The sequence below is a fragment of the Streptomyces sp. NPDC043878 genome (assembly GCF_056435735.1).
Window position 1 is genome coordinate 67,814 of sequence record NZ_JBWKDW010000002.1, and the last position, 20,491, is coordinate 88,304.

The window sequence follows — 20,491 nt, forward strand, 5'->3', positions numbered from 1 at the left end:
CACCGTTCGCGGTGGGGCCCTTCGACGGTTCTCAGCCCTCGTTGTCCTGGTTTTTGTCCACAGCGGGTGTCCCCGGGGTCCCCCAGATGGCTTCGGCGATCTTCCGGGCCACGTCCTTGAGCATGGCGTCCGGCACATGCAGGTACCTCGCCCGCATGCTCGCGGAGGTGCCCGGCTCCCACCCCATGATCTGATCGATGACCCGGGCCGGGACACCGAGCAGCATGAGCACGGTGGCGGCCGTATGCCGGGCGTCGTGCAGCCGGCCGTCCCGAACCCCCGCGTCTTCCAGCAGACGCTTCCAGTCGTGGTAGTCCGTGTTCGGGCTCAGCGGGCCACCCAGGGGCTTGGTGAACACGTAGTCCGACTCGATCCACAGGTCGCCTGCCGCTTTGGGCTCGCGCGCTTGCGTCTCACGGTGTGCACGGAGCATGGCCACCAGCGGGCCCGGCAGAGGCACGGCACGGCGGCCGGCGCGGGACTTGGTGTTCTTGGTCTCACGCCGGACCTGCACCTTGGCGGGGCAGTATCCCGCCTTCCGGCCGCACGGTGAGGCTTCCGGGCACCCGTGCTCGTACCGGGGGCGCAGACGGTTGCGCCGCAGCTTCAGGTACTCGTTGGCGAGGTCGACGTCAGACCAGCGCAGTCCGAGCGTCTCGCCCTGGCGCAGTCCGAGCGCCAGGGCCAGCATCCAGCGGGCGCTGTTCCGGCGCTTGTTGGCTTCGAGTAGGAGGCGCTGAACCTCTTCCACGGAGTAGGGCTCCACCTCGGATTCGTCCTCTTCCATCCGGGGTGGCTTCGCCAGGGCGGCGGCATTCTTCGCCGCGTAGCCGCGCCGGACCGCCTCGCCCAGCGCGGTTCGAGCGGTGCGGTGAGCCTGGTGAGCCGTACCGGCCTTGCGCTCCCCGTTCGCCTGCATACGGCGGTACAGGCTTTCCAGGTGTTCGGGCTGCAAGCGGTCAAGGCGGTGCTTGCCGACACCGGGCACGAGGTGGACGCGAACGGCCACCTCGTAGCCGTCGTAGGTGTTCTCGCTGACAGTGGGCTTGGCGATGTTCTCAACCCAGTGCAACAGCCACTTCTCAACCGTCCACGGCTTGCCGGGCTGACTCGCCGAACCCGCGTCGCGCTGCTTCTCCAGCTTGCGGACTTCCTCCACCAGCTCCTCACGCGTCTTGCGCGTCAGGTGCCGGCGGTACGGCTCCCCGTTGTCCTTGTAGCCCATCGGCACGCGGGCGTGCCAACGTTCGTCTTTCCCGAAGTAGATCGCGGACTCGCCGTTGGCGCGGCGGGTGCCCTTCTTCTTCTCTGCCACAGGCAGGCTCCTGTTTCTGATGTCGGGATGGAGACCGGGGCGGCGGGCTGTCCTGTCCGGGAGTGCTGCCGCCCCGGGGTGGTCAAGCGGCTCGTTTGGCCGCGCGTCGGCGAGCGAGGTATTCGGCGGGTGCGTCGGCGGGGACACGGCGGAGACGGCCGATGTCGATGGACTCCAGTTCGCCGGTGCGGATGAGCGCGAAGCATGTGGTCCGGCCGATACGGAGGCGACGGGCGGCCTCTTCGACGGTGAGGAGAACGAGGGTCGTGTCATCGTCAGCGGCGGTCGCGAGGGTGCTGTGTTCGTCCAAGGCTCACTCCGGTGAGGCTGAGTTCCTGGGGTGGGTGCCGCCGCACAAACCGCAATATCCGCAGAAAAGCCGGGGTGGGGTGCTGACCTGCGGTGATGTGGTGTGCGGGCGGTGGCGGACGGTGCTCCGCAGAAATCCGCGATATTCCGCAAAAATCAGGGGCGGCCGGTGACCGGCCCCGGGGGTGGGGTGGTGCTCAGTTTTTTGCGGAATATCGCGGGATTGTGCGACGGGCCCCCGGCCGGAACGGGGCGGGGGTCGCGTCGCAGGTCAGCGGGGGTGTCCGGGGTTATTGCGGATTTTGCGGTTTGTGCGGGAGTGGGCGAGGGGCGAACCGCGTCACCGGCCGCCCTGCCGCAGAGCGGGGTGTGCCAGTAGGCGGGGCGCCGGGGGGCGTCCGCGCTTGCCAGTGCGCTCCGGCTGGTAGGACCGCAGATAGCCGTGGTCTTCCAGCAACGCGAGGGCCGGTTCGAGATCGGCGACGGTAGGAACCTCGCTGCGGGACAGAACGGTGAAGACGTCCCGTCGGCTGACGTCCTCCCATCCGTTGTCCCTCAGCGCTTCCAGCACGCTGCGGGCACGGGACAGGACCGGGTCGGCGCCCATGACGTCGAACACTGCAAGGGCGTGAGCGGTGTAGTACTCCCCCAGCTCGATCGCCGCGTCCATGGTGGCTGCGGTGACCGGGTGGGCGTAGCCGTTGCCGCCGTGTTCGGCGAGGTGCAGCAGCGCGGCCATGCGCGCGGTTGCCCCGGCGAGCTTTCCGGCCCAGTTGGAGATGTGGCCCAGCTTGCCGCCGCGTGCCTTGAGCTGCGGTTCGATGCGCTTCTGATAGGCGATCAGGGCCGCGTCGGCTTCCGGGGTGAGCTGGATGACGGCCGGGTCGGTCCACTCTGCCAGGGACAGGGTGAGGTCGATGACCCGGGCGGTGTAGGTGGCGGCCGTCTGCTCGGGGACCGGGTCGGTGATGATCTCGCGTTCGCCGACCGTGGACACCGGGAGGGAGTACAGGAAGCGGGCCAGCAGTCCGCGTCCCTCGAACCCCTTCACCTTGCCGATGTCCCGCAGCACGTCCGGCTGTACGGCGAGGCCGATGGTCAGGGCGGGGGCGTCGATGTACTCGCGGCGGGTCTGCCGGTTCACCCGCAACCGGTCCCCGGCATGCCCTTTCAGGAAGACTTCCATGTTGGGGGCGCCGGAGTAGCGGCCGGCGATGATGTCGAAGATGCCGCCCTCCGCGCTCATCACCGACAGCCGGCCGCCCTGTTCGGCCATGAGCGAGGTGACCGTCTCGGGTGTCGAGTCGTCCGCCAGCAGCACCGGTTCGGCGGGGACGGTGAGCGTGTCGGCCGTCTGCGCGAGGCCGACGGCCGTGGCCACCATCTCCTGCCGCTTCTCTGCGTCGGCGGACGCGGCCTTGGTGGCGGCCTTGTCCGCCGCTTCCTTGGCCAACCTCGCCGTCAGCTCCGCCTCGACGATGACGGGCTGCATCGCGGTCTTGAGCTGTTTCTCGGCCTCGTACAGGGGGTTGGTCAGCAGGGCGAAGACGGCGGACTTGCGGTTGGCGGGCGGGAGGGCGACCACGGTGAAGAGGTTGGTGGGCTCGCGCCAGTTCCCGCGTACGTGGACCACCGACCGACCGCCGGCCGCCGTGGCGAGCACGGCGAGGGCGACCGAACCGGCGAGGTCCACCGGGGTCTGCGTCTCCTCCGCGACGGCCGTCACGAACTCCCCCAGCCAGGTGGGAAAGACGTGGGCGGGGAACCGCGGGCGGTCACGGCGGCCGGTGAGGGGAATGGGGTCCTCCCACACGTCCGGTGCCGCGTCGTCCTCGCCGGGCGGGTCTTCCAGGGTGGGCAGTCCGGCCCACAGGTCGGGACTGTCCACAGGCTGTGGAGTCATGAGGCCGCCCTCCCTTCGGCGGTGGTGGTGTGGGGGCAGATGCCGACGATGACGCGGGCGGTCAGCCTGATGACGGCGGCACGGCCCCGGGCGCGTTCGTGATGCCCGCAAGCACAGAGCCAGTCCGCGACGGGTACGCCCTCGCACTGGATCTGAAGCCCTGGGGTGATGCCGGTGACGGTGACCGTCTGCGGGTCAGAACCAACGGCAGAAAGGACGCCCTTGCGGGCGGCGACCTTCGGTTCGCCCACGCGCGGCCGTAGCGGGCCCTGTACGGCGCCCTGAGGGTTGTTCGCGGGAGTTCGGGATGCTTTGTTCATGCCACGCGCTCCACAGCCGTCTCAAGGCCGTTGGCGACCGCGCGGCGGGCGTAGGACTCCGGAACGCCCACCAAGACGGCGGCGGCCACGATCTCCTCACCGATCGCCGCGAGGCCGCACGGTCCGGGACACGCGGCGTGCTGTGCAGCGAGGAACCGTGCGACGCCGAACGCCTGTGAGCCGGCGCCGGATTCAGTGCGGGCCCGTACGAGGGCGAGGCCGCGTTCCAGGCCGGTGCGGACGTAGCGCTCGGTGTGGCGGCACCCGGTGGCCACCGACCGGCCCCACGTGGCGCGGGGAGGAAGAGAAGAGACCACCTCCCCCCGGGCGGGGGTGGTCTCTTCCTTCACCAGCAGCGCGCGCACGGCCGCCGGGAGAACGGCCATGCGGCCGGTTCCGGGTCCAAGCCAACGGGCGTACTGCGTCAGGGACTTGATGTCGATGCCCGGCCGTACCGCGTTCGACGACGGCATGGCGCCCCGGTACAGCCAGTGCTCGCCCCGGGTCGTCTGTACCGTGCGGGTGGCGGGCAGGGTCTCACGAGCCCACGCGACGGCCGCCGCGTTATCAAGGTCGACCACCGTCAGCCCCGCCCCGCCCGGGTGGTAGGCGACGGCCACCGCCTCACGCCACACCGGCGCCCACAGGGGCGAGGTGAGGACGTGCGGGTCGGTGGTCGCGGCGGCCCACGCGTGGCACGGCGCCGGGCACTGGCAGGGGCCCGCGCTCTTCATGACCGGCCGCCCGCCGCACCGGGGCGGGGTGGCCGCGCATGTGCGGCAGTTGCCGAACGGGACCTTGCCCGCCCTCAGGGGCAGGACCGGGACGCCGACCGCCGCGAGGGCGAGGGCGACGTGCAGGGGGTTCGTCGCGGCGTTCACGAGATCAGATCCAGAGGACGCGGCCGGGGCACTCGCCCCGTTCGAGTGGCAGGGGCCAAAGGGCCCTCGCCGATAACGCACAGTTGCGTCATGCTGTAGGTCTCCTGTTCTGCAACGTCGGGATCGGAGACCGTGGGCGGCGGGCTGTCCTGTCCGGGAGTGCCGCCGCCCACGGGCAGAGCTAGAAGGGCGGTTCGTTGCTGTAGCCGCCAGGGCCCCACGGGTCGCGACCGTTGTCACGACGGCGCAGCCACCGGGGCCGGCGCGGGAGCGGCAGCAGGACCATGCGCCACTCCGTCCAGCAGGGGCAGGGCTCCCACTCGGTACCGGCGTACTCGCCGGTGTGGTCGCCGTAGTCGTGCGGGATGCCGCCCACCCCGTCGCAGTCACGGCAGTCCGGGCGGGGCGTGTCGGTCAGGATGAGCGCGTTGCGGGGCAGCGCGGTGCGCTGGATACGCAGTCGGATCACGGGTGTTGGACTCCCTTGTCAGCCGTAGAACTTGTTCCGCTTGATGACGGCCTTGCGGATGTTGACCGTGGTCCCGTCCCGGTGGCCGCTCGCGCTGAACACCTGCACGGCGATCCAGCCGCCGAAGATGACGGCGGCGAGGATGACGAGCTGGGTGACCAGCGCGGTCAGGGCGGTGATGAAGGCGGTGAGCATGAGCAGTCCGCCACACACGGCGAGGAACCCGACGCCCCCGAGCGCGATGTTCACCGCCGCCCGCGACACGGCCGGCTTCACGGCGACCGGTTCGGGCTTGGCGGGCTCGATGGCGTAGCCGGTGACGACGCGGCCGTCGGGGAGAACGATGCTCGTCACGGACGGGATGGTGCCCGGCTGCACGGGCATGAGCGGGGCGGTGTGGGCGGGGACGATCGGGGTGGGGGTGTGGACTTCGACGGCGGCCGTCTCGTGTCGGGCCGGGCGGCCGTACGCGGTGGGTTCGTTCACGGTGCTGGTCTCCCTTCTAACGGCCGGCGTCGGCGAGGGCGCCGGTGACGGCGGTGACGAGCTGGTTGACGGTGTCGCTCGCGTCGGTGCCGGCGAGGTAGAAGCCGAAGAGCGCGACGACGACGGCCGCACCGGCACCGACGGCCTTGAAGCGCAGCAGCATCACGACGATGACGGCGAGCAACAGAACGAGCGGGATGGTGAGCGTCACGGGTGTCTCCGTCGGGTCAGCGGGTGCCGGCGCGGTAGGTGCGCGCGGCGCGGTTGTAGATCCAGCGGCCGACGCGTATGCGCTTGCCGGTGGCGTCGCAGCGACGGCAGTCCTTGCCGCGCTTGGCCTTGCCCTTGCGGTCGGTCTTGAAGCCGTGGCCCATGCCGCCGCACTTGCGGCAGTCCCCGAACGGGCTCAGCCAGCACTTGACGACGTAACAGAGGGTGACTATCAGGAGGAATGCGGTAGCGAGGGCTGCAAGGCTCATCAGGGCCTCTCAGAGGGGGTTGGAGGGGGTTTCCGCAGGTCGGCCGCTACGTGCTAGCGGCCTGATCAGGGGCGGTTTCGGTCGCTAGCAGGGTTGCTACCGGTAGCGACGTCTGCCGCTACCGGTAGCAGGCTGTGAGACCTATCCGGCGTCCCGCTTCTGGTTGCGCTGTGTAATCGCGGTGGCGATGTCGTCGCGCTTGATGCCGCGCTTGTTGACCTGTTCGCCGTCGATGCGCCGGCTGATCTGCCCCGTGCCGATGCCGTACGGCTTGAGCGCGGCGGTGAGCGCTTCCGCCTTGGGCTTGGGCTCCAACTCCGCCCACGGGCCGTAGACGTCCGGGCGCAGGTCGGCAAGCCGGTCCACGACCGTTTCCGACCACACCTTGGTCTCACCCTTGCCGAGCACGGCCGCGACGTCGTCAAGGATCGTCGCGGACGTCTCCGCCGCCGGGACCTCGCCGACCGCGTCGCCGGACAGGGTGCCCTCTGCCTCGCGCAACGCGGCGGCCCTTGTCAGGACACGTTCGGCGTCGCGGCCGTCGGCGAGGTAGGTGCGCACGATCCCGGAGTCGTCGGACATGCCCTTGAGCAGACCGACACCCTTGTGGGACTTGAGCAGCTTGGACGCGTCCAACCCCTCCGAGTACGAACCCGCACCGAGGATCGTGTCCGACACCTGGTAGGCGCCGACCCGCAGGGCGAACCGGGCCTGATGCTGGTCACGCAGCTCTGACGGGCACGCCTTGTCGTCCGGCTTCTGCGTCGCCGTCATCACGGAGACACCGACGGCCGGGGCGACCCGGGCGAGGTAGACCATCAGGGACAGGATTTCCTTGCCGTGCTCGGGGTGGGTCAGGTACTCCTGCACCTCATCCACCACGAACAGCGTGAGGGGCATGTTCAGCTTCTTGTCCCGGCTGATCTCAGGGGTGAGCTTGCCCTCCGGGCAGACGTGCAGCGGCAGTTCCGAGAGCCTGTGGTACCGGTCCTCCACATCCGCCTTCAACTCCCGCAGCGAGGTCAGCAGATGCCCCACCGGGTCGACCCCGTTCTTCGGGACGATGCCGAAGCCGATGCGGTGCGCGACCAACGCGAACTTGCGCCAGTCCGGCGACGCCTTGCCGTCGAACACGTACAGGCGCACGTACGGGTCCAGCGCGGCGGCGAGCGCAATCGTGCGGGCTGAGAACGTCTTGCCCTGACGCGGCACGGCGCCCACCAGCAGAGACAGCCACAGCATGGTGGCCATGACCGGGTTGCCGCGCTCATCCACGCCCCACGGGAACGGCTTCCAGAAGTCCACCCGCGTCGCCCCCAACAGCGGCGACTTGCCCGACGGCACGGCGAGCGGGTCACGGTCGGCGATCCAGTACGACACCCGCCGCCCGCTCGTCTCGTCCTTGTCGAGGAAGAGCTGAGTGGGGGCGATGTCCATACCGGAGGCGAGACGAGCGTGAGCCTTCATCGCGTCCTCGAACGTCTTGCCGTACGGCAGATCCACGATCACGCGCCAGCCGTCCCCGTCCCGGCCGATCGGTCGCGGGAAGGCAATCGTCTGATCCTTGGTGGTCAGCCCGGCCGCCTCGTGTGCGCGGATGACGATGTCCGAGGACAGCCGCCGCTTGCGGAACGTCACCTTGGCCATGTCGATCAGCGGCCGGTCCGCCGGCGCACCGACCACACCAAGGGTGGTGGCCAGCGTCGCCATGGCCAGCATGAGCAGCCACGACGGCGCCATGACGTACAGGGTCAGCGCGGCGGCCAGACCGACGAAACCGGCGATCGTCGCCACGATCCCCCGCAGCCGGACGCGGTCGTTGCGCTGCCGGGACAGCTTCAGGTACTCCGCCGCGTCCTCGTTGGCCACGGAGGCGAGGCGCAGGCCCTTGCCCTCTGAGTCGAACACCCACCGGCCGATCGCGGTCGACCACCGCCACGCGCCGCGCGGCGAGTACATGCAGATCTTCGGCGTGTAGACCAGCGGGAGCCGCACGGCGTGGTAGCCGACCACGGCGGAGTAGTGCCGGACGGCCCACTTGCGGACCGCCGTGCGCTGGTCAGGGAGCTTCACCCAGTCCGGCAGGACCGGCATACGGGCCTTGTTCCTGGCCTCCATCCATTCCGCGACCGAGGGCGGGTAGACCTCGCGCGGCGGGTCGACCGGCGCCCCCTCGCTCAGGCCGTCGGCCTCCGGGTCGTCGGTGTCGGGGAGTTCGGCCTCCCACTCCCCCGGCTTCACCGCGCCCTCGCCGGTCGGCGCGGCCGGGTCGGCGGGGTCGGTCTTCTTCTTCAGCGGGAACGGCACGATGTCGGCCGTCGGCTGTTCGGTGCCCTCCGGGTCCTCCGGGGGCGGGAAGGCGGTGGTTTCCGTCACGATGTACGCACTCCTTCGGGAGTCGAAGGGTCCGGCCGGCTTGCTGTGGAAGGTCGGGCGGCCGGACCCGGGCTTGATGGGGTGTTCAGGCGACGCGCTGTTCCTCGGGGAACGCGCACGGCACGCACATGCCGAGCGAGGTGGGGATCACGTATCCGGCGTCCCGGCCGCACTCGGGACAACGGCGGCGGGCGGCATTGGCCTTGGCGAGCGCTACCCACCTCGCCGGGGTCATCGGCCGCACCGGACGGGCGAGGTCGACCCGGTACAGGTATGCCATCAACGGTTCGCGCCGACGGCGCGGCCGGAGGATCTGTGCCGCGATGTCCTGACCACCCGGGCGCAGTCCACGTGTGCGGAGTTGGCGGCGGGTGGCCAGGTCGTCGGGGGCGTATCGCCACGGGTAGGTGGGGATGCCGAAGCGCTCGCCGTCCGGGTCGAAGCAGTCGGCGAGGGTCAGCCGCTTCACGCGGCCTTACCGCCGTCGGCGGCACGTTCGGCGAGGATCGTGTCCCGCAGCGTCCGCGCGTTCGCCGGCGAGGTACGGAGTTCGCGGCGGAGACCCTCCGCCGTGATCCGGCTGTCCGGCCAATCGGCGGTCGCGGTGCGGGCCTCAGCGAGCAACTGATCCGCCGTGCGCTTGGGTCGGGGCGACCGGGCCACGTCGGGAACCTTGCCGGTCGCCCGACGGGATCGGGGGGAGTCGACCGCCACCGCCCGCAGGCCGGCCGGGTCGACCGGCGAGGCGAGCGCCGGGGCAGGCTTGAAGGGAAGAGTCGACTTCATGAAGTCGACCGCCACCGGATCGGGTGCGGGCAAGCGGGTCAGTACCACCGACGGCGCCGGGGTCGATTCCCGCAGGTCAGCCATAGACCGATTCCTCATGGTCTCGGTAGATTCCTCCGCATTCGCGTCCGCGTCGGGAACCGGCGCGAGGGCGGGGGCCGTGCCGCCGAACATCGACGCGAGCGCGGCATCCGCACCGTCCGCGATCCGGTCGCGCTGGACATCCATCAGCCTCGATCCGAGCGCGGCATCCCCGACCCCGACCTTGCGGGCCAGACGCCACGACGCCCGATCGGACCGTTTCCGCACCCGGTCGACCGGATGGTGTGCGGCGCGCGCCCGGTGGTAGGCGAGGGCCTGCACGATGTCGGCGGTGCGCCGCTCGTTCTCCGCGTCGCGGCCGTCGGTGTGAACGACGATCCGGCGGGCGAGGAACGCCATGCCCTCCGCCGACACGGACATGCCCATCGGGGTCAGGGCGTAGATCACGGTCCGCCCTGGGTCCGGCGCGGCCATGGCGCCCATGACGGCGGCGGCGGCCGGCAGTGCCCACAGCCCGATCCGTACGACGCGCGGCGAGGACTGGCCCAGCATGGTCAGTCCCAGCAGGAACAGGGCGAGAACGGCCGTGGCGCCCTCACCGGCACCGAGGGCACCGAGCGCGGTCCCCGTGCCGTAGGCGTGCCCGATGTTGCTGTACGTGCCGATCCCGCCGACGACGCCTGTGGCGAGCATCGGCACGAACGCGGCCGTCAGAACGCCGATCTGAACCTTCGTCAGAGGCTTGCGGGTCTCGTTCATGCCGCTTCCCCCGTCCCCGACCGGTAGCCGCGAGCGGAGCGCAGGAACGGCACCGTACGGGTCAGCGCGTCCGCGTACAGGGCGTCCCAACCGGCGATCTCGTCACCGGCCTCCGCCTCCGCACGCAGGTCGGCGAGGATGTCACGGGCCGCGTCCTCACGGGCGGCACGCTCGCCGTCCGTCTCGAACTCCAACGGGCCCCGGAACAGGTCGATGTCGATACCGAGCGCCAGTTCCGCGAACTCGATGTCGCCGTGCGCTTCCTGGCCGGCGACGAAGGTGCGCATACGCATGGTGGATCTCTCCTTGGAACGTCGGGAAGGGCGCGGGGCGGTCGGCTGTCCTGTCCGGGAGTGCGACCGCCCCGCGAAGAACGGGGGTCAGACGGTGGCGATGATCAGCGCGGCAACCAGCAGCCACAGGTGGTGGAAGGACTGGTCAAGCGCGTAGGCGCCGGTACCGATGTGCGGGTTGTCGTCGCGGCCGGCGCGCGGGGCACCGAGCCGGTAGAACTCGCCCTTGCCGGTCACCCGGGCCAGCCACGCGAGCGTGGTGCGCCGGTCGGCCCACCAGTGCGAGGCCACGTCGACCGCGAGGCCGGCGACGACGCCCGGCACCGACAGGTGCACTCCCAGCAGCGCGGCGGCCGGGATGAGCACGGCGAGCTTGGTGAGTGTCAGGGTTGCGACGTGCCGGGCGTCCGCGAGACGGCCGACCCAACCGGGACGGCCCTTGTGCGCGGACTGATACGAGGTCTGAACCCAGTGGTCACCCACGCTGTGAGCGACGTACAGGGCGATGAACACGGCGGCGAACGTGGCAGCGTGCATCGGTGACGGACTCCTGTCCGGAAGGAGGTGAGGGGCGCGATCCGGGGCGGGTGCTAGCTGATCTGCACGTGGCCGCTGGTCACCCGGCGGCGGACGTTCAGGTGACCGGCGCCGGTGACACGGACGCTGCCGGAGGTGGCGTTCACGGACAGACGGCCCGTGGCCTGCGCGGTCGCGGCCATGCGGACGTTGCCGGAGGTGAGGTTCAGCCGGGCGCAATGGCCGCTGTAGGCGCCGACGTTGACGTTGCCGGACGTGAGGTTGATGTCCAGCGGGCCGCTCACCTCGCCGACGATGACGCTGCCGCTGGTGACCACGGCTTCCAGGTCACCGAGCCGCTCAGCGGTCAGCATTCCGGAGGTGCCGTCGTACTCCAGCCGCGCCAGCGTGCCCGTGACGACGGTGTTCGCGCTGTGCGTGCTGATCGCGGCCACCGACCGCGCGGGCAGGTGGACGACGGCGCTGATCGGCGTCACCGCGTCGCCGGCCGGGCCGGTGGCGGTGACCTCGCGGCCGTTGACGAACACCTTGCCGCCGCCGTGGCCGGTGATGTGGACGTTGCCGTTCACGATCTGCACGCCGTTGCCGCCGGAGAACGTCATGGTGTTGCCGCCCATACGGATGGTGGTGCTTCCTCCGCCCATGCCGCCGGCGATGTCCGGGACACGGACCCTGAGGTTCTGCCCGGTGAGACTGACGGTGGTGTCGCGGATCGCGTCGGCCGACGGGCCGGAGGTGGCCTCCGTCGTCAGCACCATGCGCGCCTGCTTCAGGGTCGGGTCGACAACGACGCGGATGCTGCCGGTGTTCATCGTCAGATCCAGGGCGATCGGGCCGATGACGTCCACGGGAAGGATGCGCTCGGTCATGAACTACTTCTCCTGACTGCGTCGGGAATGGGAGATCCGGCGCGGCGGGCTGTCCTGTCCGGGAGTGCCGCCGCGTCCGGAGATGAGGGCCAACGCCGCACGTCGCGGCGGACCCCCAAGTGACCCCGGGCGGAAGTCGATTCCGCGCCCTCACGGCTGGATACCGGGGCCGACGGTCGTCACCCGGCCGTCACGGGGACGGGGTCAAACCCCGTCGATCTCAAAGCACTCTGTTGAGTTCTCAAGGAACCGGCGCTTCCTTCGTACTCACCCCCTCGGGCTTTCCTCCGGACGCTGTCTGTGCAGGTCAAGCGGTTTCCCCTTTGAGTCGGGGCGACCTCTTGTTAACTAGCTTGCACTAGTCTGCTGTGGTGCACAACCCCTACGAGGTGATGCGCACTAGTTCGCTGTGGTGGGTACCCTCAAGGCATGACTGTCACAGGAGGGCCCAAGCCGAAGGCGGTGCAGGTCGCAGACGCGCTCCGCGACGACATCAAGAAGATGAAGCCAGGGGAGAAACTCCCCTCTCAGCGAGAGCTGATGGACCGCTTCGGGTACGCCAGCCAGACCATCCAGAACGGGCTAGCAGCGCTCCGGACCGAGGGGTTGATCGTGTCGGCGGGGAACCTGGGCAACTTCGTCAGTGACGGGTCTGCCCCGGGTGGCGACGTACGTGATGACATCAAGGAAATCCGCTCCCAACTCAAGGCGTTGACCGAACGGCTCGAAGCGCTGGAAAGCCGCTCCGCACCGGGTGGCGCTTGATCTGCAACCAGCATGGGAGTAACGGAGTGTGTGAGGTAAGTGACAGCAAGGGGACGGCGAAAGGGGGGTGGGGACATGTCCAGTGACACCCCCCTGTCCCCTTCCCTGTCCCCCCTGCCCGCGCGTGAGACTCGGAGTAGGCACTCGGAGGAGGGCGCATGACTGACGACAGGCCCGCATGGGCGCGACGCATCGCTGCCGAACGACAGGCGCGCGACTGGTCACAGCGTGACGCGGTCAGGGCCCTGCGTGCGCATGCCCCCACGGAGCTGCCGGCAGACGACAGCATGATTCGCCAGTGGAAGCGCTGGGAGTCTGGCCAGGCACCGAACGACTTCTATCAACCGATCATCGCGGCCGTGTTCGGCACGGTGACGCACGCGCTCTTCCCTGCTCCGTCTCGCCGGGACGGGGACAAGGAGATCTTGGCAGCGAGCGGAATGGAGACTCTGGAGATCGTGAGTCGCCTGAACCGGTCCGACGTCGACAGCGCGACGCTCGATGCGCTCCGGATCACCACGGACCGCCTCTGCTCCGAGTACCCGTTCATGCCGAGTGCCCAGCTTCTTATCGAGGGTCGGCAGTGGCTTCGCCGCGTTGTTGACCTGCACACGAAGAGCCTCACGCTTGCCCAGCATCGCGAGGTGCTCGCGCTGTCGGGTTGGCTCGCCTTGCTGGTCGGCTGTGTCGAGTACGACACGGGCGACCGCCACGCGGCCGAGTCAACGCGGCGTGCCGCCCTCTCGCTCGCCACCGAGTCCGACCACCCCGAGGTGGCGGGGTGGGCACACGAGATGCGGGCGTGGTTCGCCCTCACGACCGGCGACTATCGCGGGGTCATCGCGGCAGCGCAGGCCGGGGCAGAGACCGCAGCACACCATGGCGTCGCCGTGCAGCTCGCTGGCCAGGAAGCCAAGGCATGGGCGCGGCTCGGGGACCGTCGGCAGGTTGAGGTGGCTCTCGACAAGGGGCGCCGGCTGCTAGAGGGGATGCCGTATCCCGAGAACCTGGACAACCACTTTGTCGTCGACCCCGGCAAGTTCGACTTCTACGCGATGGACTGCTACCGGCTGGTTGGGGAAGACCGACTTGCGCGGACGCTCGCGGAAGAGGTTCTGCGGGCGGGAACTGACTTCGACGGCACGGAGCGGTCGCCCATGCGGAACGCCGAAGCGCGGGTAACCCTGGGGGTCACCGCAGCGCGAGAGGGCGATCTCGAACAAGCTCTCATCCACGGTGAGCGCGCCCTACAGGGCGAGCGTCAGTCGGTCCCGTCCCTGATCATGACCAGCCGAGAACTCGCGGCCGTCATGAAGCAGCGCTACAGCACCGAACCGGCTGCACAGGACTACCTGAACCACCTGCAAGACCTCGGCAGGGAGAAGCCGGGATTCCTCCCTTCCTGAATGTACTAAAAGGAGACGGGTACGGCCTCGAAGTGAGGCCGTACCCGTCTCCTTTTGTCCTCCCGTCGCACCGCTGACCGTCGTACGCACACTCCCTGCGAACGGCCCCTATCACCCGTGCGAACGCCCCGGACGACCATGCGGGCAGATCTGCATCAGTCGATGTGATCTATATCTGTTTGTCCACTGGATGCATTCAACGCTAGTTGCGTAGTATTCGCTTTCAATAGCATACCTATCGCCGCGTCTCTGTCATCCTCGTCTCTAAGCAGTAGCTCCACCTGGTTATTATTTACGGTCACTTTCCCCTGCAAGGTCTTCCTGTTAAGCAGGGTCGCCATGCCACGAATTAGTTTGCTCTTCAGCGGGCCGAGTTCCTTTGCCTGCCACTTGTCTGATACGCCATACGTAGCTTGCCGGAAAAGATCGTCGGCCTTAATTACTACGCATTCAGGCACATCTGCCGTTCCAAGGACTTGGACGGCTGCCAAGTAGAACCGCTCAAGCAGTATACGGTGGCAGTATTCCCGCTCCTCGCGTGATTGATTATCGGCGGCCGAAGGGTCGTAAGGGATCAAATACAAGGGGCGAGCTTCGCTCGAAGCTCCAGCAACGATCAGGAAACGGTCAACTAGTTCCGCCAAATGCGGTGACGGATCTTGACTGACCTGCAATTCAGCCCACAGGCCGTCATCATCTATCTTCAGGCCAAGAACGCCATAGAGCGCTGCGACGAAGCCATCTTCCGTCAGCTCGTCGGTTATCTCGGCGAGTGTCTCAGTCTGAAGTGGGCAGTCCTCGCTGGGGAGTACGTAAACGACGACGGCTTGGCCGTCAATTCCGACTGCAGTGGTGGAATCTGCGCAAGAAATCAAGAGTTTACGGGCTTGCCCAGCCGTACTCGACTCTTTGCTGAAACTGGAAGCCTTGCACTCCAGCACGAGATGGTCACCAGAAGCAAGGTGATGAAAAAGCAAGTCTGGCTCGGGGGGGTTGGGACCCCACCCACGCTGCGCAACTTTCGCACGCGCCTCAACGCTGAACGCTAGCTTGGACCCGAGTGAGCGCAGCCGGTACCCCGCGTCAAAAAACGGCCGCTTTCCATCCTTGGCCGGGGTGGACTTGGCAACCAACCACAAGCAACTGTTGACCTGAAATACCGGGTCACGAGTAAGCAATTCCCCCCCTGGGCTTAGACTGCTACCCCTTGGATCAAAGACCCGTATTCTTGATCGCCGATGTACGCTGTCACTTTAGGGTCGACGAAGCGCTGAATGTTTGAGACTAGTCGATTGATCGAATTACCACAGGTGCCATGAGGCAGAACAGCAATGACTCGTTCTGGAGTCATCTCAAGCACTAAAGGCTGCCAAAGGTGCTGGTCAATAGCGTTGGCGTGCACTTTTTTGTCACTTAGCCAGGTTGGATACCCGGTAATCCTGAATCGGTTTCGCCTGTTATTGAACAGACTGATTACCCATCGCTTGAAAACATCTTCCGGAAGGCTTTTACTGAAGACGATCTCAGCAATCGATCCGAAGTTCCCATCGGCAATGCCGTGAGGGCCCGATGCAGAGACCCACAGTTGCTGCTCCACTCGCTTGGTTAGCGCGCGGTACAGGTCCACAACTCCGCGAACGGTGGCACGATGATCTAGAAACGAACTGCTCCGGTTGGTCAGCTTTCCATCAAAGTAGAGATCATGACCTCCCCGCCCCTGAGCAGGAATTCGGAGCTGGGTAATTGAAGCCAATGGCGCATACTCTTGGGAAAGTGGATCCATCTTCTGGGAAATCACTTCCAGCTTGTCCACCATCGTGAAACGCGATGTCCTGCGCTCACCTTGGAAATATTCCTCGTCACCTTCGGGAGTCTCATAAATCGACTCATGCTCAAAAGTGATTTTCCCGTAACGCTTACCGTTGTTGTCTCTTAGGACTTGCGTCCAGAGAGCAAGGAAGCTTTGGGAGGAAAGCCAAAGGTGATCGAGGAAGGGATTCGCTGTTACAGCTTCCCTGACAAGCTTGTCCGATTCCATCGAAGGTAGCAGCGTATACAACGCAAGATACCTGGAGTCGATCTCCTCCAGGACTGCTACACGTTCTCCCGTCGGCGCATAAAGAGTATACGCTCCGACGTCGCCAGTCAGACTGTCGACACGAATTTCGCTTCGCTGAAAGATTTCCGCAATTGAAGGCCTGTTCTCTGCGCTACCCCCGTCGACAGTTTCCAGAAGGTACGTCTTTTGTAGGCCTGCCTTCAAACGCTTGTCTTGAAGTTGCTGAACATCCGGAACTTCATTTCCGGAGAAATAGTCAAAATAATCCGTCTGTCGTTCAAAATGGGGTAGCAGTGCGTTTTTAGAAATTTTCACACATCCCCCAACCATCAGTCATGATCATTTGCCTAGAACTAATAATTGTACATGTAGAAGCCTGCTGAGTGTAGATGCTGACGGCGATCGACTCAATATGGTGAAGGTATGACGCGAAGGTTTAAGTGGCTGTTGGTTGTGCACTGGGCTCCCAGGTGCGATGCATGAGTGGGCGGGGTATGGCTCCACCTTCTGGCGCCTCACTGGTCCTCCGCATGCCGGCTCTGACTGACATCAACGACCAGGTGCCGACATGCACCGCGATGGCTCGGGCTACCCGAGGCGTCGGGAACCACGACAGCTTGCCCCTTCCGAACGAGCGCACTCCGTTCAGCACCGTTCGTTGTCCTGGTCTTTGTCCAGTGCGCAGACGGCCGCCACCGTTCACCGCAGTACGCGCACCCGCTCTGACCTGCCGCGCGAACCTCGGTGAACGCCCCCGTACGGCCACGCGGACAGTTGGAAAGCGTGTTGGGGGCAACCCCTCACGAGTTCGAATCTCGTATCCTCCGCCAGTGCCTCACCGGGCACGAAGTCGAAGGGCCCCACCGCGAGGTGGGGCCCTTCGTCGTTGTCCTCAGCCCCCGTTGTCCTGGTTCAGGGCTCACGGATGGGCCATTGGCCTCCTTGCCCTACGGGTCGCAGCAATCCGGTAGGGGCATTCACACCAAGAGTATGGTGACTTGTATGGCAACCAAGAAGGTAACGGTGACGATCCCCGAAGACCTCCTGGACGAGATCCGCGCCGAGGCGGCTGAGCGGGGACTTTCGGCGTACGTCGCCGAAGCACTGCGATTCAAGCGCGATCGGGACCGACTGCTGGAACTGGTCGACTGGCTGCAGGAGGAGCACGGCGCGGTCACCGAGGACGAGCACGCGGCAGCACTCTCGGAGATGGAAGATCTCGACGCCGAGCACAAGCGTCGCCTCACCGCCGGAGGACACAACGCCGGAGAGGCCGCGTGACCGAGCGAGCCGGTGAGCACGGGCAGCGGCCACTGCGCACCTTCGTACTCGACTGCGAAGCCCTGTCCCTGGCCGTGCGCGGCGACCGGAAGATGATCGCCTGGCTCGATCTCGCAGCACGAGGCGAAGCCGAAGTGGTCACGCCGCCCATGACGCTGGTGGAGGCGTACGACGGCAGGACCACCGAGCAGCGCTGGGACTGGGTGCTCTCCCGGCTCAAGGTCGCCGACATCGGAAAGGACGAGGCCCGCCAGGCCCGGCCCCTCCTGGCTGACGCCAAGCTGCACGGCCACAAGCACGCCATCGACGCCGCGCTCGCTGTCATCGCACGCCAGCAGAAGGGCCAGGTCACCGTCTTCACCTCGGACGTGGACGACCTGGAGAAGCTCCTCCCGGACACCATCGTCGTCAAGCAGGTATGACCCGGCGCCCGAGTGGCCGTTGCTGTCCCGCCCCCGCGAAGGAACGTCGGACCGTGCCGCGGCCCCGAAGCACCGTCACCCTCGCGCCGCGGACAGGTCCCGCCGACGTCGGCCTCCACCTGCAGGCACACCGGCTGCTCAAGGCCACGCCGAAGACACCCATCGTCGCCGGTGAGCGACCTACCCTTCCCACTCCCGGATCCACGGCCTCGTGAGTCTCATGCCCGAGAAGGAGAGATGGTATCGCTGGAGATAGTATCGCTGGGGATACTATCTCCAGCGGGAGTCCATATGCGTCGTTTCATCGGGCGGGAACGCGAGCTGAACGTGCTCGGCAACGCCTTGCAGGCGGTTCACGACGCCGCGGGGTCGGCGAAACCCGGTCAGTGCATCCTCATGCGCGGACGGAGGCGGGTCGGCAAGTCCAGCCTCGTCGAGGAGTTCATCCGGCGGACCGAGACGCCGTGCCTCTTCTTCACCGCGGCGGGCGGCACGGCGGAGGACGAGCTGACGGAGCTGCTCGACGCCGTCGCCAGATCCACCCTGCCGGAGCGGGAACTGTTCTCGGAGGAGACCCCGGAGCAGTGGAACGCGGCACTCAGGCTGCTTGCGGAGATCCTGCCCGATGACACTGCCAGCGTCGTCGTCATCGACGAGGTTCCGTATCTGATGGATCGCATCGACGCCTTCGAGGGCATGCTCCAGCGGGCCTGGGACCGGCTGCTCAGCCGCAAGCCTGTGCTTCTCCTCCTGGTCGGGTCCGATCTGTCGATGATGGAGGCGCTGAACAGCTACGACCGGCCCTTTCACCAGCGGGGCCGGGAAATGATCGTGGGGCCTTTGAACCCTGCCGACATCGGCGAAATGCTCGGCCTGTCTCCGGCGGCCGCGTTCGACGCCGCTCTGATCACGGGAGGTCTACCTCTGATCTGTACCGAGTGGCGGGCCGGAGCGGATGTCTGGGAGTTCCTCCGCGACTCGCTGGACAACCCGATCTCGGCGCTGCTGGTCTCCGCCGAACGGTCACTGGCCGCGGAGTTTCCGCCGCAGGCGATGAGCAGGGAAGTCCTGCGGGCCATCGGATCCGGGGAGCGAACCTTCACCAACATCGCTCGCGCGGCGGGCGGCATCGCCCACACCACTCTCACCCGAGCCACTGACGTCCTGACCGAGAAAAGGGTCGTGGCCGCCGAGCTGCCGCTCTCGCTCAGGCCGTCGAAGGAACGCCGCTACCGGGTGGCCGACCCCTACCTGCGCTTCTGGCTCGCGTTTCTGGATCCGCACATGGCGGAGATCGAGCGGATGCGAGGGGATCTCACTCTGAGCCGGATCAAGGAGCAGTGGACGAGCTGGCGGGGCCGCGCGATCGAGCCCCTGGTCCGGGAATCCCTCGCCCGCCTCCTGCCGGACGGCCTCCTGCCCGCCGCCCCGGCGATCGGCGGGTACTGGACCCGCAACAACGACGTGGAAATCGACTTGGTGGGCGCCGACCGGCAGCCGGTGGCCAAGCAGTTGCTCTTCCTCGGCTCGGTCAAGTGGTTGGAGAACTCCGCGTTCGACAGCCACGACCTGGCAGCACTGCAGAAGCACCGGGCGGCGGTCACCGACGAGCCGGTACCGCTCGTGGCGGCCTCTCGCAGCGGGATCAGATGTTCCGGTCTCCAGGCGACCTACGGCCCCGACGAACTGCTCACCGCCTGGCGCAAGGTGTGAGCAGGGCTGGGCTTCCATGGTTGCAGTTCTGGTTGCGTTCGCCTCCGTCCGCTGCGGTCCGGGCAGAGACCGCCCGCATGCTCCGCCGCAGGTCAGGACGCCCCCGGCCGCAGTCGAACCCTGAGACGAACATGTGGAAAGCGTGTTGGGGGCAACCCCTCACGAGTTCGAATCTCGTATCCTCCGCCAGTGCCTCAGCGGACACGAAGTCGAAGGGCCCCTAGAAACTGCCTTGCGCCGAGGGCCCTTCGACGTTGTCCGTCCCGTTGGATTCCGCCTCGGCTTCCACGGCTCCGGGCGGAGGGCGTCCGACCTGTCGCTGCCCATGAACGGAGGTACGTCCCCGCTACGGCACACCACCCCACCACGTGCCCATGGGGTGGTGGGTCAGGCCGGGGCGTCGGCGTCCTGCGTGGAGGCCGCGAACGCCTCGGGGCCCTGCTCCGCCGCCGCCGGGTCCATCCACATGACCTGCCAGCCGTGGCCGTCGAGGTCGAAGAAGCTGCGCGAGTACATGAAGCCGTGGTCCTCGGCGCCATCCGCCTCGGAGCCGCCCGCCGCGAGTGCGGCGGCGCTGACCGAATCGACCTCCTCACGGGATGACACGCTGAAGCAGTACAGCGCCAGCGTGTGCGTGGTGGGGTCGGCCATCGGCAGTTTCGAGAACTGCGCGAACTTCTCACGGCTGAGCAGCATGACGAAGGCGTGCTCGCCGACCAGCATGCAGGCGGCGGTCTCGTCGGTGAAGTTCGGGTTGAAACCGAACCCGAGACCAGCGAAGAACGCCTTGCTGCGTTCGAGGTCCGCGACGGGGATGTTCACGAAAAGCATGCGGCCGGCGTGTGCGGGAGTCGTCATGGTGGGTCTCCAGTCAGCGTCTCGATGGCGTACGTGCTGGTAGACCGGCCCGGTCGGCGGAACTCATCGGTGGATCCCCGCCGGCTCTGTACGCGCCGGACACGTCGGGGACGACGTCCGCCCGGCGGGACGGATTCCGGCATCCCGCCGTGCGGGTCGGCCG

General features: G+C 67.3%; 23 protein-coding genes. 5 read left to right on the forward strand and 18 right to left on the reverse strand.

From position 1 onward, the window contains the following. Window positions 1–31: 31 nt before the first annotated feature. From AC07AZ_RS03950 to AC07AZ_RS04020, 15 genes are all read right to left on the reverse strand, one after another. A complete protein-coding gene (locus AC07AZ_RS03950; protein WP_478843539.1) occupies window positions 32–1,315 on the reverse strand; it encodes a tyrosine-type recombinase/integrase in 1,284 nt (427 codons plus the stop codon). Window positions 1,316–1,397: 82 nt separating this feature from the next. Next, complete coding sequence (locus AC07AZ_RS03955) at window positions 1,398–1,625, reverse strand: excisionase family DNA-binding protein (protein ID WP_478843541.1); 228 nt, start codon at window positions 1,623–1,625, stop codon at window positions 1,398–1,400. 339 nt (window positions 1,626–1,964) lie between these two features. Continuing rightward, window positions 1,965–3,512 carry a YfjI family protein gene (locus AC07AZ_RS03960; protein ID WP_478844146.1) on the reverse strand — a complete coding sequence of 516 codons (1,548 nt, stop codon included), beginning with the start codon at window positions 3,510–3,512 and terminating at the stop codon, window positions 1,965–1,967. A gap of 11 nt (window positions 3,513–3,523) precedes the next feature. Next, window positions 3,524–3,847, reverse strand: coding sequence for a hypothetical protein (locus tag AC07AZ_RS03965; RefSeq protein WP_388349436.1), 324 nt, complete (start codon window positions 3,845–3,847; stop codon window positions 3,524–3,526). Further along, entirely contained in the window at window positions 3,844–4,728 is an 885-nt protein-coding gene (locus AC07AZ_RS03970) for a bifunctional DNA primase/polymerase (protein WP_478843543.1), read from the reverse strand. The genes AC07AZ_RS03965 and AC07AZ_RS03970 overlap by 4 nt, the downstream gene beginning before the upstream one ends. A 181-nt stretch (window positions 4,729–4,909) precedes the next feature. Further along, entirely contained in the window at window positions 4,910–5,197 is a 288-nt protein-coding gene (locus AC07AZ_RS03975) for a hypothetical protein (RefSeq protein ID WP_478843545.1), read from the reverse strand. Between the two features lie 18 nt (window positions 5,198–5,215). Next, window positions 5,216–5,683 (reverse strand): hypothetical protein, encoded by a 468-nt coding sequence (locus tag AC07AZ_RS03980; RefSeq protein WP_478843547.1) that lies wholly within the window; start codon window positions 5,681–5,683, stop codon window positions 5,216–5,218. Between the two features lie 16 nt (window positions 5,684–5,699). Beyond that, a complete protein-coding gene (locus tag AC07AZ_RS03985; RefSeq protein WP_478843549.1) occupies window positions 5,700–5,894 on the reverse strand; it encodes a hypothetical protein in 195 nt (64 codons plus the stop codon). Window positions 5,895–5,910: 16 nt separating this feature from the next. Continuing rightward, entirely contained in the window at window positions 5,911–6,162 is a 252-nt protein-coding gene (locus tag AC07AZ_RS03990) for a hypothetical protein (RefSeq protein ID WP_478843551.1), read from the reverse strand. A 141-nt stretch (window positions 6,163–6,303) separates the two neighbouring features. Further along, window positions 6,304–8,538 (reverse strand): cell division protein FtsK, encoded by a 2,235-nt coding sequence (locus tag AC07AZ_RS03995; protein WP_478843553.1) that lies wholly within the window; start codon window positions 8,536–8,538, stop codon window positions 6,304–6,306. Between the two features lie 85 nt (window positions 8,539–8,623). Continuing rightward, window positions 8,624–9,007: an RRQRL motif-containing zinc-binding protein gene (locus AC07AZ_RS04000; RefSeq protein ID WP_478843555.1), complete on the reverse strand. Its 384-nt coding sequence runs from the start codon at window positions 9,005–9,007 to the stop codon at window positions 8,624–8,626. Next, a complete protein-coding gene (locus AC07AZ_RS04005) occupies window positions 9,004–10,125 on the reverse strand; it encodes a conjugal transfer protein (RefSeq protein ID WP_478843557.1) in 1,122 nt (373 codons plus the stop codon). The genes AC07AZ_RS04000 and AC07AZ_RS04005 overlap by 4 nt, the downstream gene beginning before the upstream one ends. Then, window positions 10,122–10,412, reverse strand: coding sequence for a hypothetical protein (locus AC07AZ_RS04010; protein ID WP_478844148.1), 291 nt, complete (start codon window positions 10,410–10,412; stop codon window positions 10,122–10,124). The genes AC07AZ_RS04005 and AC07AZ_RS04010 overlap by 4 nt, the downstream gene beginning before the upstream one ends. 93 nt (window positions 10,413–10,505) lie before the next feature. Further along, window positions 10,506–10,955, reverse strand: coding sequence for a transcriptional regulator (locus AC07AZ_RS04015; RefSeq protein WP_478843559.1), 450 nt, complete (start codon window positions 10,953–10,955; stop codon window positions 10,506–10,508). Window positions 10,956–11,008: 53 nt separating this feature from the next. Beyond that, window positions 11,009–11,824, reverse strand: a complete 816-nt coding sequence (locus AC07AZ_RS04020; protein WP_478843561.1) for a DUF4097 family beta strand repeat-containing protein — start codon at window positions 11,822–11,824, stop codon at window positions 11,009–11,011. Window positions 11,825–12,253: 429 nt separating this feature from the next. Here AC07AZ_RS04020 and AC07AZ_RS04025 point away from each other — a divergent pair, with 429 nt between their 5' ends. Both AC07AZ_RS04025 and AC07AZ_RS04030 read left to right on the forward strand, forming a co-directional pair. Then, on the forward strand, window positions 12,254–12,589 hold the full coding sequence (locus AC07AZ_RS04025) for a winged helix-turn-helix domain-containing protein (RefSeq protein WP_478843563.1): 336 nt from the start codon (window positions 12,254–12,256) through the stop codon (window positions 12,587–12,589). Window positions 12,590–12,747: 158 nt separating this feature from the next. Next, window positions 12,748–13,995: an XRE family transcriptional regulator gene (locus AC07AZ_RS04030; protein ID WP_478843565.1), complete on the forward strand. Its 1,248-nt coding sequence runs from the start codon at window positions 12,748–12,750 to the stop codon at window positions 13,993–13,995. A gap of 155 nt (window positions 13,996–14,150) precedes the next feature. Here AC07AZ_RS04030 and AC07AZ_RS04035 read toward each other — a convergent pair whose 3' ends face one another. Continuing rightward, window positions 14,151–14,936, reverse strand: coding sequence for a hypothetical protein (locus tag AC07AZ_RS04035; RefSeq protein ID WP_478843567.1), 786 nt, complete (start codon window positions 14,934–14,936; stop codon window positions 14,151–14,153). A 251-nt stretch (window positions 14,937–15,187) separates the two neighbouring features. After that, a complete protein-coding gene (locus AC07AZ_RS04040; RefSeq protein WP_478843569.1) occupies window positions 15,188–16,369 on the reverse strand; it encodes a hypothetical protein in 1,182 nt (393 codons plus the stop codon). A 687-nt stretch (window positions 16,370–17,056) separates the two neighbouring features. Between AC07AZ_RS04040 and AC07AZ_RS04045 the strand changes: the two genes are divergently transcribed. From AC07AZ_RS04045 to AC07AZ_RS04055, 3 genes are all read left to right on the forward strand, one after another. Beyond that, window positions 17,057–17,335 (forward strand): ribbon-helix-helix domain-containing protein, encoded by a 279-nt coding sequence (locus AC07AZ_RS04045; protein ID WP_478843571.1) that lies wholly within the window; start codon window positions 17,057–17,059, stop codon window positions 17,333–17,335. Further along, window positions 17,332–17,757 carry a hypothetical protein gene (locus tag AC07AZ_RS04050; RefSeq protein WP_478843573.1) on the forward strand — a complete coding sequence of 142 codons (426 nt, stop codon included), beginning with the start codon at window positions 17,332–17,334 and terminating at the stop codon, window positions 17,755–17,757. Before AC07AZ_RS04045 ends, AC07AZ_RS04050 begins: the two co-directional genes overlap by 4 nt. A 291-nt stretch (window positions 17,758–18,048) precedes the next feature. Then, a complete protein-coding gene (locus tag AC07AZ_RS04055; protein ID WP_478844150.1) occupies window positions 18,049–19,470 on the forward strand; it encodes an ATP-binding protein in 1,422 nt (473 codons plus the stop codon). Window positions 19,471–19,857: 387 nt separating this feature from the next. Here the strand turns inward: AC07AZ_RS04055 and AC07AZ_RS04060 are convergent, their stop codons facing one another. Beyond that, window positions 19,858–20,328 carry a VOC family protein gene (locus AC07AZ_RS04060; RefSeq protein WP_478843575.1) on the reverse strand — a complete coding sequence of 157 codons (471 nt, stop codon included), beginning with the start codon at window positions 20,326–20,328 and terminating at the stop codon, window positions 19,858–19,860. Window positions 20,329–20,491 lie beyond the last annotated feature (163 nt).

Excerpts from the sequence above, each read along its gene's own strand:
- AC07AZ_RS03965 (WP_388349436.1), bottom strand. The coding sequence starts at position 3,847 with ATGAACAAAGCATCCCGAACTCCCGCGAACAACCCTCAGGGCGCCGTA.
- AC07AZ_RS03990 (WP_478843551.1), bottom strand. The coding sequence starts at position 6,162 with ATGAGCCTTGCAGCCCTCGCTACCGCATTCCTCCTGATAGTCACCCTC.
- AC07AZ_RS04005 (WP_478843557.1), bottom strand. The coding sequence starts at position 10,125 with ATGAACGAGACCCGCAAGCCTCTGACGAAGGTTCAGATCGGCGTTCTG.
- AC07AZ_RS04010 (WP_478844148.1), bottom strand. The coding sequence starts at position 10,412 with ATGCGCACCTTCGTCGCCGGCCAGGAAGCGCACGGCGACATCGAGTTC.
- AC07AZ_RS04015 (WP_478843559.1), bottom strand. The coding sequence starts at position 10,955 with ATGCACGCTGCCACGTTCGCCGCCGTGTTCATCGCCCTGTACGTCGCT.
- AC07AZ_RS04020 (WP_478843561.1), bottom strand. The coding sequence starts at position 11,824 with ATGACCGAGCGCATCCTTCCCGTGGACGTCATCGGCCCGATCGCCCTG.
- AC07AZ_RS04025 (WP_478843563.1), top strand. The coding sequence starts at position 12,254 with ATGACTGTCACAGGAGGGCCCAAGCCGAAGGCGGTGCAGGTCGCAGAC.
- AC07AZ_RS04030 (WP_478843565.1), top strand. The coding sequence starts at position 12,748 with ATGACTGACGACAGGCCCGCATGGGCGCGACGCATCGCTGCCGAACGA.
- AC07AZ_RS04045 (WP_478843571.1), top strand. The coding sequence starts at position 17,057 with ATGGCAACCAAGAAGGTAACGGTGACGATCCCCGAAGACCTCCTGGAC.
- AC07AZ_RS04055 (WP_478844150.1), top strand. The coding sequence starts at position 18,049 with ATGCGTCGTTTCATCGGGCGGGAACGCGAGCTGAACGTGCTCGGCAAC.
- AC07AZ_RS04060 (WP_478843575.1), bottom strand. The coding sequence starts at position 20,328 with ATGACGACTCCCGCACACGCCGGCCGCATGCTTTTCGTGAACATCCCC.